Source organism: Nocardia aegles, assembly GCF_052545135.1.
The window spans coordinates 1-12,552 of the sequence record NZ_JBQWRI010000013.1 but is presented as its reverse complement, the minus strand read 5'-3'; the positions used below and the strand labels follow the sequence as shown (position 1 = coordinate 12,552).

At 65.1% G+C, this 12,552-nt stretch carries 10 protein-coding genes and 2 tRNA genes; 11 read left to right on the top strand and 1 reads right to left on the bottom strand.

Annotation, left to right across the window (positions count from 1 at the left end):
- Nucleotides 1-135 precede the first annotated feature (135 nt).
- Nucleotides 136-209, top strand: a tRNA-Gly gene (locus tag ACT89H_RS26375).
- A 47-nt stretch (nucleotides 210-256) separates the two neighbouring features.
- A tRNA-Pro gene (locus ACT89H_RS26370) sits at nucleotides 257-333 on the top strand.
- 243 nt (nucleotides 334-576) lie between these two features.
- On the opposite strand, the gene ACT89H_RS26365 is transcribed toward ACT89H_RS26370, so the two are convergent.
- The gene (locus tag ACT89H_RS26365) at nucleotides 577-1,293 is read right to left on the bottom strand and encodes a MerR family transcriptional regulator (protein ID WP_445111363.1); all 717 of its coding nucleotides are present in this window, start codon (nucleotides 1,291-1,293) and stop codon (nucleotides 577-579) included.
- 266 nt (nucleotides 1,294-1,559) lie between these two features.
- Here ACT89H_RS26365 and ACT89H_RS26360 point away from each other — a divergent pair, with 266 nt between their 5' ends.
- The 9 genes from ACT89H_RS26360 to ACT89H_RS26320 all read left to right on the top strand — a co-directional run bounded on the left by ACT89H_RS26360 (nucleotide 1,560) and on the right by ACT89H_RS26320 (nucleotide 12,298).
- A complete protein-coding gene (locus ACT89H_RS26360) occupies nucleotides 1,560-2,012 on the top strand; it encodes a hypothetical protein (protein WP_445111362.1) in 453 nt (150 codons plus the stop codon).
- 50 nt (nucleotides 2,013-2,062) lie between these two features.
- Complete coding sequence (locus tag ACT89H_RS26355; protein ID WP_445111361.1) at nucleotides 2,063-2,956, top strand: ROK family protein; 894 nt, start codon at nucleotides 2,063-2,065, stop codon at nucleotides 2,954-2,956.
- Between the two features lie 370 nt (nucleotides 2,957-3,326).
- A complete protein-coding gene (locus ACT89H_RS26350; protein ID WP_445111360.1) occupies nucleotides 3,327-4,451 on the top strand; it encodes a GAF domain-containing protein in 1,125 nt (374 codons plus the stop codon).
- Nucleotides 4,452-4,537: 86 nt separating this feature from the next.
- A complete protein-coding gene (locus ACT89H_RS26345) occupies nucleotides 4,538-5,524 on the top strand; it encodes a conjugal transfer protein (protein ID WP_445111359.1) in 987 nt (328 codons plus the stop codon).
- Nucleotides 5,525-5,540: 16 nt separating this feature from the next.
- Nucleotides 5,541-5,801, top strand: coding sequence for a hypothetical protein (locus tag ACT89H_RS26340; protein WP_039796594.1), 261 nt, complete (start codon nucleotides 5,541-5,543; stop codon nucleotides 5,799-5,801).
- Nucleotides 5,798-6,349, top strand: a complete 552-nt coding sequence (locus tag ACT89H_RS26335; protein WP_445111358.1) for a hypothetical protein — start codon at nucleotides 5,798-5,800, stop codon at nucleotides 6,347-6,349. The genes ACT89H_RS26340 and ACT89H_RS26335 overlap by 4 nt, the downstream gene beginning before the upstream one ends.
- Entirely contained in the window at nucleotides 6,349-8,874 is a 2,526-nt protein-coding gene (locus ACT89H_RS26330) for an ATP-binding protein (protein ID WP_445111357.1), read from the top strand. The genes ACT89H_RS26335 and ACT89H_RS26330 overlap by 1 nt, the downstream gene beginning before the upstream one ends.
- Nucleotides 8,874-11,351, top strand: a complete 2,478-nt coding sequence (locus ACT89H_RS26325) for a hypothetical protein (RefSeq protein ID WP_445111356.1) — start codon at nucleotides 8,874-8,876, stop codon at nucleotides 11,349-11,351. The genes ACT89H_RS26330 and ACT89H_RS26325 overlap by 1 nt, the downstream gene beginning before the upstream one ends.
- Before the next feature lie 53 nt (nucleotides 11,352-11,404).
- Nucleotides 11,405-12,298, top strand: coding sequence for an NlpC/P60 family protein (locus ACT89H_RS26320; RefSeq protein WP_445111355.1), 894 nt, complete (start codon nucleotides 11,405-11,407; stop codon nucleotides 12,296-12,298).
- Nucleotides 12,299-12,552 lie beyond the last annotated feature (254 nt).

Below are 12,552 nucleotides of genomic sequence, written 5' to 3'. Positions count from 1 at the left end.
GGCAACCCCGGAGCGCTCCGGCAGGCAACCTGCGAGATCGCGCTGCGCGGGGGGCTGATTGGCGTTTTGGAAGTCGGGTTCGGTACAGTCGGATCGCACACGACATCGTGGCGATCCCATCGGTGTCGTATGCCTGCGGGTGTAGTTCAATGGTAGAACCTCAGCCTTCCAAGCTGATGGTGCGGGTTCGATTCCCGTCACCCGCTCCACGGAGCATTCATCCTCGTCGGCGACCGTCCCGTCGCCGCGAGCGCCACGGGGTGTAGCGCAGCTTGGTAGCGCATCCGCTTTGGGAGCGGAGGGTCGCAGGTTCAAATCCTGTCACCCCGACCATCGTTCGGTGGGGCAAGGTTCGCGCTCGGTCTTCGGTAGTGGCGCCCTCATCGATCATCGGATCGGTATACCTATGTATCCCACCGGCTTTCGCGCGTGCGATACGGCAGCCATAGGGGACGCGCGGAGCCATTCGGGCGGCCGGCACCGGTGCAGCACTCGGAAGGCTAGAGGGACTTGTCTACCTGAGTATTCGACAGTGCCGGATGGACACAGCGGAGCGGTCGGTTCCGGCTTGCGCCATCACTGGTCGGCAGGCGCCTGCCGGCTGGTAGGCACCGGCGGCAGTTCGGAGTGCCGGGCGAACGCTTGATCGATCAGTTCCGAAGTGGCGCGGGTGACGATCAACCGAGCGATCGCCAGGTCGGTCTCCAGCCTGGTGCGATCCCGGGGGGTTCGCGCCGATTCTTCGTAGGTCTGCCCGGCCAGACGGAAGAACAACTCGGTGGCGAAGCGGTCGGCGATGCGATCGCAGTCGGCGCGCAGACGCTCGACCAGCTGGAACGTGTCCCGCATCGGTAGCCCGGTGTCGTGCAGCCTGGTGGCCAGATCGCAGCACCGCGGATTCGTCACCCGGTACGCCTCGAGGGGATCCTCGCTGGAGGCCAGCGCCTGCTTCGCGTAGTCCGGCAACTCGGCGTAGCCGTCCTGTGGCTCGGTGGTGGCTTCTGGTTCCGGTTCGGCTGCGCTCTGATTCTTCACGCCGAGTACATCGGCGAGTCCGTCACCCCGGTCCCAGGCTTCGAGCAGTTCCCTGATCCCGTTCAGTTTCATGCCCCGCCCCAGCAAGCGGCTGATCGTTTGCAGCCGATCGAGGTGGTCCGACCCGTAATACCCGATCCGCCCGCGCACCTCCGGCGAGGGCAGGAGACCTCGCTCGTGGTATACGCGGACGCTGCGCACGGTGGTGTCGGCTGCCCGCGCCAGTTCGTCGATCGTGAATTCAGAGTCTGCAGCCATGTTTAAAAGGAAACCATAGTAGGGCCCCCGAGGAAAACGGTCCGTTTCCTAACGTACCGTTGAACACGGTAGCTGGGTGTTGCTTTGAGATCAACGAGCCGTTAAATAGCGGCACAAGATGTTGTGGTCTGGGCAACGGTGGGCTACCGTGCGTAGACCAGCTTATCGCGGCTGGGTTCCGGGGACTGTCGAGCAGCCCTGATGACGTCCGATCCATGGGCCACGCACCTGCCAGAGGTGTGTGCTCGGCATCCCCGGAGATGGCTATGAGCATTACGCGAACCCTTCCGATGGACACGAGATCCATTGCCACGGCAAAGATCTCGTCGATTCCGGCAAAGTCGAACCAGCGGCCCCCGTGCGCCGACGTCCCGGACAACTGGGACATGGACACCGGGAATCCGGATGCCTGGCGAACGGCGGTGCGCACCTGTCAGAGTTGCCCGCTGCTCGCGCAGTGCCGCCAATTGGCGCAGACGCTCACCACCCGCGGTGACGGTCCTCGCGCGATGATCTGGGCGGGCGTCGCCTATGACAACTCCGGCGGCGTCATCGAGAATCTGGACCGGCACCGTGCCGCGCCGATCGATCACAAGCGCCCGATGCGCATCATTCGCAACGGGCCGCGTCCGCTGCGCACCGTATCCACGCTTCCCGCGCCCCGGCGGCACATCGTGCTCGGGCAGCCCTTGAAGTCGACTGGGACAGAAGGTCTGTAGCTATGCTGCGTGCGGTCTTTCGCGTCGAGTCCTTCGGTGGTGCGTAACTCATGACAGTGCTGGCATTGGAGATCGGGTCTTCGGGGTTCGCGGCGACCCGGGTCGCCGACGATGTCGACACCGACGACATCCGGAGGAGCCCGATCCCAGCGACCGGCGCTTGGGGCCGATGCCAGGATCTGCTGCTCGAGGTCGCGGGCGGCGGGGAGGTCACCGCGCTCGGCATCGCTTCGGCCGGGCCGATCGACATGGCGGCCGGTGTGATCGCTCCCCCTGAGGTTCCGGAGTGGCGGGGAGGGTTCGGCATCGTCGAAGCGGCGCGAAAGTTGTTCCCGAAAGCGCAGGTTCCACTCGCGCTGGACGGTGTCTGCCTGGCGCTGGCGGAGCGAGGTTTCGGCGCGACGAGCGGAGTGATGGACAGTCTCGCGCTCAGTGTCGCCGATCGCATCACCGGCGGGGTCGTGGTGGGCGGCTTCGTCTTGGTGGGACGCACCGGCAACGCGGGGCACGTAGGTCATGTCCTGGTTCCCGGCTTCGACGATCGATGCTCCTGCGGTGGCCATGGGTGCCTGGAGGCGGTCGCGGGGGGCCGGGCCATGGTGCGCTGGGCGCGGGAGCAGGGCTGGGCGGGCGCGTCGGTGCCGGAACTGGTGGAAGCCGCCCGGGTGGGCGAGGACATTCCTGCCGCGGTGGTCGGCCGGGCCGGTACAGCGCTCGGCCGGGCAATCGCTTCGGTGGCGGCATTGCTCGATCTCGATCTCGTCGTGCTCGGCGGCTTGCTCGCCGGAGCGGGGCCCGTGCTGTGGAAACCGCTCGGCGAGGCGGTCGCAACGCATGCCAGGCTGAGCTTCCTGCCCGGATTGCGGGTCATCCCTTCGGAGCTGGGAGATGTCGCGACGATCATGGGCGCGGGTGTGCTGGCTCTGTCCGGAAGGAATGCCTGATCGATCGAGTGGTGGTGTAATGCGCTGCGCGCGATCGGGTTCGCGTGAGAATTGCCAAGGGGATGCCCTGGGCTTCGGGCGACGGCTTTCTTCGATCTTGCGCACCGATTTGCGGCGAATGCGCCGTTGCGTCATGCGCCGGTCGAAGCGCGGTTCGTCCTGAACTCAATGTGAACAAAATGAACTCGACTGCGTGTGTCTCATGAACATGGTGGAGACTTCGTGAGAACAGACGGCGATGTCACGGGTTGATCGAGCCGCTAAATAACGGTACATTGCCTGAGTCACAAAATGTCTCATCCGGGTAGGCGGACCCGGAGGAACGGCTGGTCGGGCGAGTGCGAAGCGAAGTGGCGCAGTGATTCCATGGGTGACGATCGAAACGTTGGCGCCGGACGGCATGTCCGTCGCGTCGGTAGGGGATGCACCGCGTGAGTTTGCGAACTGGCAGCGGGTACTACAGCGGACCCTGTCCAAGACGCCCGCGCTGTACGACAAACTGACAACCGCTGGACTGACGGAGGCAATCCAGACCGCGCACGATCAGGCGCACGATGTCGACCTGGCTGTGCAAACTCGCGCCGGACGGCACCAACTGCTCATTCGTCCGATCTTCGGCCCGGCCGGCGACGTACACGCGGTCCGGCTGTGGCTGGGCCCGGCGTCCGAGCGGGTGCCCGTACTACGCCCGGCTGTGGGCGCCATCTGGGACCTGAGCAGTCAGACCATCCAGCAGCCGAGCGGTATAACGCGGCTGTCCGGCAGCGCCGCTGAACAATACGTCCCACGGATGTCGATCGCGGAGCTGTTCCACCGGGTGTCGAGCTTCGATCGGCATGCCGAGGTTCTCGATCTGCTGTACGACCCCAAACCCGGTGAGCGGATGCAGTTCGACACCACGGTGCTGCACGGTTACGGGCGCCCGGCCCAGTGGCGGATCACCATTCGTGCGCGCGATGACGAGCGCACGCGCGGCGCGTGGTGGCTGATCGAGGATGTGACCTCGGAGAACGCGCCGGCGGCGTGGCCGACCCTGGAGCGAATCGGCTTGCGTGAGGCGCATCGGCGGGCGGGAACACATCTGGCCGTGGTGCAGCTCGAGCACACCAGCATCTCGCACTGGCTCACCGATCCCGCGCCGTGGGTGCGGTGGGACTATCTCTTCCGGCCCGTCGATGTCTTCCATCCCGAGGACCGTCCTCGGCTGGCGGAACTCGGCGATCGGCTCCGGTCGGGTGACAGCGCCGGTGTGACGTTGCGAGCGCTCAACTACGGCGGCGGTTACACGCCCACATCCTTACTTCTCTACCCCTATCCTGGGTACTCGAGCAGACAGCTGGCGATCGCCCAATTGGTCCGGGTCGCCGACGATGTCCCGCTGTTGGAAACCCATCGTCAGGTGCTGGAACCACGGCCGCGCAGCGCGCCGATCGGCTACGACGAACAATTGCGTCACTGGCTGGCGGGCAGGATGAAAAGCAGCCCGGCCTGCTGACAGTTCGATTCCCACGAGTGGGAACTATCGGACGGTTAACGACGCCCGTGCTCTCTACCATTTCGGGAGTGAGGACAGGCGTTCGTGTGTCGGCAGATTCGGGTGAGGCACTGCTTCGCCGGATGGCCGCCCGCCGCCGTCGCGACAATATCGTGGTCGCGGTGCTCGCTGTTCTCGCCGTACTCGGCGGTGGTCATGCGATTCTGAGTGTTTTCGACTCCGGGCCGCCCGCGCCGCCGGACGATTCGACGACGGCAATCGTCGGGCATGCGCAATTGGCCGGTTCTTTCGCCGAGCAATTCGTCGTCACCTATCTGACCGCTGTTGGGGGACAGCAGGATCGGCTCGGCGAATTCGTCGGGTCCAATCAGCAGATCACATTGCCGTCGTCCGCGCGCCAAGTCTCCGACCCGGCGGTCGTCTATGTCTCGCGCGCGTTGTCCTTGGGCGGCCTCGATGTCTGGTCGGTGACGGTGTCGGTCCGAGTCGGCAAATCCGGCGCCGCCGCCGCGCCAGAACAGCGGCAGTTCTACCGTGTCGCGGTGTCGCTGTCCGACGGGCGGCTGCGTGCGCTGTCGACGCCCGCGATGGTCCAGCCTCCGGCGAAGGGCGTCGATCTCAAACTGGCCTATGGCGCGCCCTGCGCGCCGGACACGCCGCTCGGGCAGGTCGCGGCGGGCTTCCTGAGCGCCATGCTGTCCGGAAACGGGGACGTGGCGCGCTACACCACACCGGATGCCGGGCTGGCCGCGCTGAAACCGCCCCCCTTCACCGCCGTCGAGCTGACCTCGCTCACCACAGACGATTCGAGTTGCGGTTCCGGCGGTGCGAAGGCCCGAGTGCTGGCCACCGTCAACCCCAAAGCCGATACGGGAGCGACCGCGACGCTGGCCTACCCGCTCACCATGATCCGCACTGCGGGCCAGTGGCAGGTGATGTCGATAGATCCGATTCCCGCCTTGTCGAGTCCGCCGGCGGTGGTCGTCGGTCAGGATTCCCGTGGCGGAGCGCCGCCCACCTCGTCCCCGTCCCCCTCGACGTCGGTGACGATTCCGCCGGCGACACAGAACTGATCCGAGAGGCAGCCCGATGGGTAATCTGAGCAACATCCTCTATGGCATCCTGATCTTTGTCCGATGGGGCGGAATGATCATCATCGCCATCGTCACGATCGGTGTGGTGATTTCCGAGGCGGCGAAATCCAGGCTGTCACCGGCGCGGATCATCGTCGTCTTCGGATCGGGGTTGATGGCCGGGGTGGTGATCTGGATTCTGCCTACGACCATCAATTACGCGCGCACCGACGCGAACCTCATCGTCCCCGATCACCCTATCGGTGGCTATCGATGACCCAAGTGATCAAGGTGTTCACGCCGATCAAGCGTGTTCCCACGATGATCGGCAAGGCGCAGAACGGGCAGAAGCTTCCGTTCGGCCCCTATACCCTGCCGCAGGTCGCCGCCGGTGTGGTGATGATGTCGGTGGCTTCGGTCGGCGCCATGACCCTCCCGGTCAATCCGGCGGTCACTTTCATCACGGGTCTGGCGCTGACCATCCTGGTGGTCTTCGTGCTGGGACTCGTGCCTTATACCGGTGTCCGGATGACCTCGCGTGCCCTGTGGGTGGGCAGGCTCATCGTCTACCGCAAGCCGGTGTCCGCCTCGGGCATGCCGATCGGCAGCGACTCGGTGCGCCACACCGTATTTGTCGACAAGAGCGTGGTCCTCTTGCTGCCCGACCACGCTGATGCGGCAGTGGCCACCGAGCCGAAGTCCGGCGTCCGGATGCTCGAGGTGATCAGTGGCGGCGGAAAAGTCACCGACCTGTGGCTGCGACTGAATGGCAACGACGAAGACGACGATAACGGCAGCGGCCCACCCTCCGGAGGACGCCCCTGATGGCACTCGGACGAGATCTACAGCCGACCGCGGCAATTCGCGGCAATCTCCAGTTCACCCATTCCGGTCTGGTCACCGCGACCTATTTCATCAATCCGCTGGGCTACGGCTTGCGCAAAGCCGGTGACAAGTACGACGTCAAGATGGCGCATCACGCGCTGGTCACCAACCTGCCGAGCGGATCGCTGCTGCTCGGGATCCAGGCGCGGTTGAACACGATCGACGTGCTCACCAAGATGGTGGAGGGCGTCGACCTGGACGAGTGTGAGGACTACGCCGACGAGGTGGTGGCCTCCTACGAGCGCGTGCACGCCATCATGCCGCAGACCCGCATCTTCCTACTGTCGATTCCGGTTGGGGCCGGCAACTCCAGTATTTCCGCGCTGTCGCGCCTGTGGCGCGGCAGCACCGCCACCACCGACGCGACCGCGATCTCTCGCGCCGATCTGGACCAATACGACGAGAAGGCGAACGAGATCCTGTCCAGGATCGGCGGCGACTTCGATCCGGTGCCGGTGCCCGCGGCGCTGTTCCAATGGCTGTGGGAGCACTATCTCTCCCGCGGTGCGGCGGGGGATCCGGTGGCACCGACGCGGGCCGGTGCGCTGGACGACGCGACGGCGGCGGTGTTCCGTTCCGCCGCGCTCGACGAGGGTGCCCAAACCGACAGCAACCGGCGTATCCGGCCATCGTTCGTCCCCGTGATCAAGGTGGTGCAGCCGGATTTCGATTACCGCCCGTCATACCAGGCGATGCTGACGCCGCACTCGTTCCCCTACGCGGGCATGACTTTTCCCGGCGGCAGCGAGTTCCTGAACGTGTTGGAGGGCCTCGGCGACGTCACCGTGGACTGGGGCATGCGGATCTCCACCAAGCCCGCCGAGGAGGTGCTCAAGAACAACGAGCTCAGCCTGCGCAGGCTCGGCGAGCAGATGGACCAACGGGACCAGGAGATTTCGTTCGCACAGAACACGCTGGCGTCGAAGGCGCACATGCTCGGCGAGTACAACCAGCACTTCGAGGTCAACGGTGGTGAATCGGAGGTCTCGTTCACCACCGTCATCGCTATCGGCGGACCGACGCGCGACGCCACAATGGATGCGGTCAACACGCTCAAACGGCGCTACAAGCGGTTCCAGGTCGACATGACGGCACCGGTCGGGGCGCAAGTCGAGCTGTGGTCGATGCTGGTTCCCGGCAGTCCGCCGCGCCGTGCCTTCGACGACTTCGCCCATATCGTCCCCTCGGACATGTGGGCAGGCTTCGTGCCGTTCACCACCAGCCAGATCGGCGACGACAGCGGGCCGGTGATCGGCGTCAACTTGCTGTCGGGCCATTTCGAGCCGATCCACTTCGGAATCATGGAGGCCGCGCTGCACGACCTGTCCGCCTCCTTCGCGGTGACCGGCGAACTCGGTTCGGGCAAGTCGTATTTCCTCAAGCTGATGGCCGTGCTGGTGCACGACATGGGCGGCCAGTTCCTCGCCATCGACCGCAGCCAGGTCGGCGAGTGGGAGCATTTCGCGCGGTCGATCGACGACGCGGTCGTCATCGACCTGGCCAATCCCACGGTGTCGCTGGATCCACTGCGGTTGTTCAGCCCGCGCGTCGCGGGTGAACGGGCGATGGACTCGATCCTTCCGCTGCTGGATCTGTCACCGACTTCTGGCGCGGGCGCGGCGGCGAGCAATCTTCTGTCCCCCAGGGGCATGGCCGAGCACAAGATCAAGAGCCTGCTCGATCTGTTCCACGTCGTCCGCCGGTTACGGGAGCACCCCGACCGAGGCGACGAGTACGCGGATCTCGCGGCGCGGCTGGGCACCGTGGTGGAGCGGGTTCCGGTGCTGTTCGACCCCAAGCTCCGACCGCTGCGTCTCGACGCCGCCGCGACCGTCGTCCGCAGTCACAACCTGCAACTGCCGAGTGCCGAGGAACTCACGACGCCACACTTGTACAATCGGTTGCCGCTGACGAAACGGCTCGGCACGGCGCTGTACGAACTGGTCGGCGTGGCCGCGCGGGAGGCATTCCTCTCCGACAACGGCAGGTTCGGCCTGCTGGTCGGCGACGAGGCACACCACTTCACGCAGACACAGGTCGGCTCGGCGGTCACCTCCGACTTCAGCCGTGACGGCCGCAAGCACCTGGCCGCGATCGGGCTCGCCTCGCACGACCCGGCCACCGACTTCCAGGGCGCGGCGCACAATCTCATCCCGAACCGGTTCGTCTTCCGGCAGCGCGATGAGACGCTGGCGCGCAACAGTTTGGAGTGGCTCGGCGTCGATCTGGAGGAAGCCCCGTTTCTCTTGCAGATTCTCCGTGAGGAGACCTCGCCCCCCGTTGGTCCCGGTCGTCAGATTCCAGAGGAGCGCCGTGGCGAGATGTTCATGCGGGACGCGCTGAACCGTATCGGTCGCGGTAAGGTGCTCGGTCCGGCGCGTCCGGACCGTGCTGCGGCGATCACGAGTACTCCGACCCCCGCCAATGCCATGCGTTCGGTGCTACCGGAGCGGTCGGTGCGCTGATGAGATCGCTGCTCGGGACCAGCATGCGCGCACATCAGTCGTCCTTCGGGATGCCCTGGGAACCGCAGTTCTGGGACGTGGAACGTTGGCGACCGCAAATGGTGTTCCGGCGCTTCCGGGCTTGGATCGCCGCGTCGCGCCGCCGCCGCCGCACCGCGTGGATCGGCCTCACCCTCTTCGGGCTGTTCGTCTTTCCTGGTCTCATACACGCGGTGTCCATTGCGCAGAGCGGCACGCTGGCCCAGGGGGCCACACCCAACAGTGCGACCAGCTGGATGAATGTCAAAGACTCGAACGGAGTCAACGTCTCGAGCTACATGCTGGTGATCGACCACGGCGGCGTGTGGAATCTGGGAAATTTCGCACTTTGGATCATCCTCATGCCGATGTTCGCGCTGTGGCTGGTCACGATGACGACTGGCGTCTGGTTTCCCGGCGAGGCAATGAGTTTCGGGTGGCTGAACCTGATCAGCGCGCCATTGCAAGCGATGGCCCGCAACCTGACGGTGCAGATCGCGACACCTTTGCTGGCGGCCACGGCGGTGACGATCGGCGCGTTCTTCGTGGGCTATTTCATCGTTCGCGCTCTGTACGCCAAGGCCGTAACGCAGGTCGTCACGATGATCGTAGTCGCGATCGCCGGCGTGTTCTTCCTGGCCAACCCCTTGGCCGAGGCACTGTCCGACCATGGCTTGCTTGTCCAGGGGCGCGACCTCGGACTCTCGGTCGCGGCGGGTTTGAACGGGAACAACAACCCGAATCCAGAACAGTTGGTCGCCACACTGCAAGCGACCATGGCCGACAATTTCATTCGACTGCCCTTGCAGGTTTGGAATTTCGGACATGTTGTGGACAGCAACCCGTCCTGCCGGGCGGCGTGGTCGTCCGGCATGGCGGCCGGTAGCGAAGACCGGGTGAAGAACGGGATGAAATCCTGCGGCGACAGTGCCGCGTATGCCGCAGTTGATAATCCCGGCGTCGGTCAGATCGGAGCCGGACTGCTGCTGCTGCTGTGCGCGGTCATTCTCTTGGCCTTCGCGGCGTACTTGTCCTTCAAGATCATGTGGGCAGTTCTCGACCTCATCTACTACGGATTCGCGTCGGTATTCGGTTTCGCCGCCGGTGGGTACATCTACGGTCCGACGCAGACGTTCACCGTCCGTTGCGTGGTCCACGGCTTCATCTCCGCTGGGAAAATGGCCTTCTTCGTCATCGCCCTCGGCATCTACGAGCTATTGCTGGGCAGCCTGTTCCGAGCGGCGAACGGCCAGATCATGGTGATATTCGTGATCGGGGCCGGCGTCGAGATCGTCGCCATCGTCCAGGTGCGGCGTCTGAGCGGAAATATCGACGAGGCCAACGACTGGGTGACCAACCGCATCGGAGCGGCGATCCAGAGCGGTGGATCGTCACAGGGTGCGGGTGGTGGTGGCTCCGCGCTGGGTATGGGCTTGGGCATGGGGAATTCGAATGCGGCCGGCTCGATGAGTCCGCTCGCGATGGTCGGCGCGATAAGCACCATCAACAGTTCGCCGCTCACCGCATGGCTTGCCGGTGGCCGCCTCAACCCGTTGAATCCGTTTTCCCGCGTGGACCAGGTCGACAAGAAGCTCAAGAAGAAGGGCCTGAAGACCAAGGACCTGCGCGAGGCCTCACACGCCAGCCTTTACGATCGAATTGCTGGGGCGAACGCGGCCCGGCGCGGTATCCAACGCTCCGGCAACAGGAGACGCAGTGAGCGAGCCGCCGCCTTCGCCATGGAGAATTACACGCACCTGTCGGGTAGTGGCGGCCCGCAGAACGGCGGGTATCACGCTCTCCTGATGGCAGGAGTTCCCGAGCGCATAGCGCAGCGGGCGCTCGAGGCTCGGACGGACATCATTCGGCATGCCGACGCGGAGCCGCTCGCCTCGAAGCACCTTGCGAACCTCGTTGCCGCACAGAAACATTTCGAGAATCACTTTCACACGAACGATCGGGAGATGTACATGGCCAGGTTCCACGCGTTGGAGGCCAGCGTCGATCGGTATCGAGGGGATTACCAGGGCGGTGTGCGGATTTCGGAAGATCTGGCCGAACTCGGCAGGCAATACATCAACAATCCAACCAAGGAATGGATCGATGCATTGCAGGCCCATGCGCAGGGGCCGATCCGGGACAGTTCCACCCCTCGGCTGCGGATCAATGGCCGGGACGTCACTCAGCTCGAGGCGGACAGGTTGAGGGAGTGGATCGCCAACGAGCATGCGTTGAACGTCCTGGCGGCCAGCAGGAATGTAGCCGAGAATCCTCGTGACTTCGATCGGCTCCGGGTACTGCGTTCCGAAATCGACAAAGCTGCCCAAACCGATCAATGGCAGGCAGGCCGGAGTATCACGGGTGCTGTCTCGCTCCCCCAGCCGGACTCCGACGCAAACCCGCTGCCTGCCATTCCGGACGCGATCCTGAATCCCCTCCGAAACCCGCGGGGCCGCTGATCAGTCCTCGATAAGGGTAAGACAGTGCGGCTGATATCACAGAAAGGTAGTCGATGATCGGTCGTCTCTTGACGTTCGTACTGATGCCGCTCTGGATATGGGTGGTGTTGGGGGGCGTGGGAGTCCTACTCGTGTTCATGATGGCCATGGTGCTGGTCATCGGAGGCGCGACGTCGGCGATCGCCTCCGACCTGAACTATCAGTGCGACAGTGCGGTGGGGCCCGATCCCTCGCAGACGGTGACCCCCAGTCGCGCGACGACGGCGGCACGGCCGACTGTGAGAAGCGGACCGGTGGGTGGGGTGAGCGCCACTCCGACCACGAATCCGTACGCGGACCTGACCATCGCGCCGGACGACACCAGCGCCTCCGACTGGCAGCGCGCCTGTGCCACAGCGATGAGAAACGCGCCGCGACAGGATCCTCCTTTGCTGACCGGCAATTCGGGCGTCGGCGCGGAGTGCGCCCGCGAGCTCGCGCTGGCACAGCTGACGGCGAGTGACGCCCGCAACGGTTCCGGTAGCCACGCAGACGCTGCGGAGTTCTCCAGATCGGTGATCTACCAGGCCTCGGTCGCGCAAAAGACCGGCAGATGCGCGACTACCGAGGGTACGGCGGCGCAGCCGGTGGACGCGAACGGTGCGGGGCAATCGAGCGGTTCGGCGCGGCGGGCATGTGGACAGCTCGACGGGGCGTCGGTAGTTGTCGTTCTGCCGAAAACACTCGCGGAACAGGGTGCTTGCGGTCAGCGGGTGGATCCCGCCGCGGTATCGTCCGGTGACCTGGTGTTCTGGAATTACCGGAGAAACGCGCCGACCCAGGTCGGCATCGCGGTCAGCGACACGCGGCTCGTCACCACCGATGCGTCGACCGGTGAACTGGTCGAACTGACCATCCCGAGCGCGTACGACGTGCGGGTGAAACGAGTACTCGGCAGCGGGATGTGATGAGTAAGCGATGCCGCCAACAGAGGTAGAGCCCCAGATAGAAGCCGGCGAGGATGCCGAGGCGCCGCCGGTGCCGATGACGCCGTGGTCCAACCGGCCGGATCAGCCGCGGCAGCGGCCGGGTGGGGCTCCGGGGTCGCCTGGCAGTCCTTCTCCCGGGCCGGGGCAGTCTCCCGGAGCGGGGCAGCCAGGGGCCGGACAGCCGAATGGTGGCGGTGATGCCGGGGTTCCGGGTTCGCCTGGGGCGCCTGGTA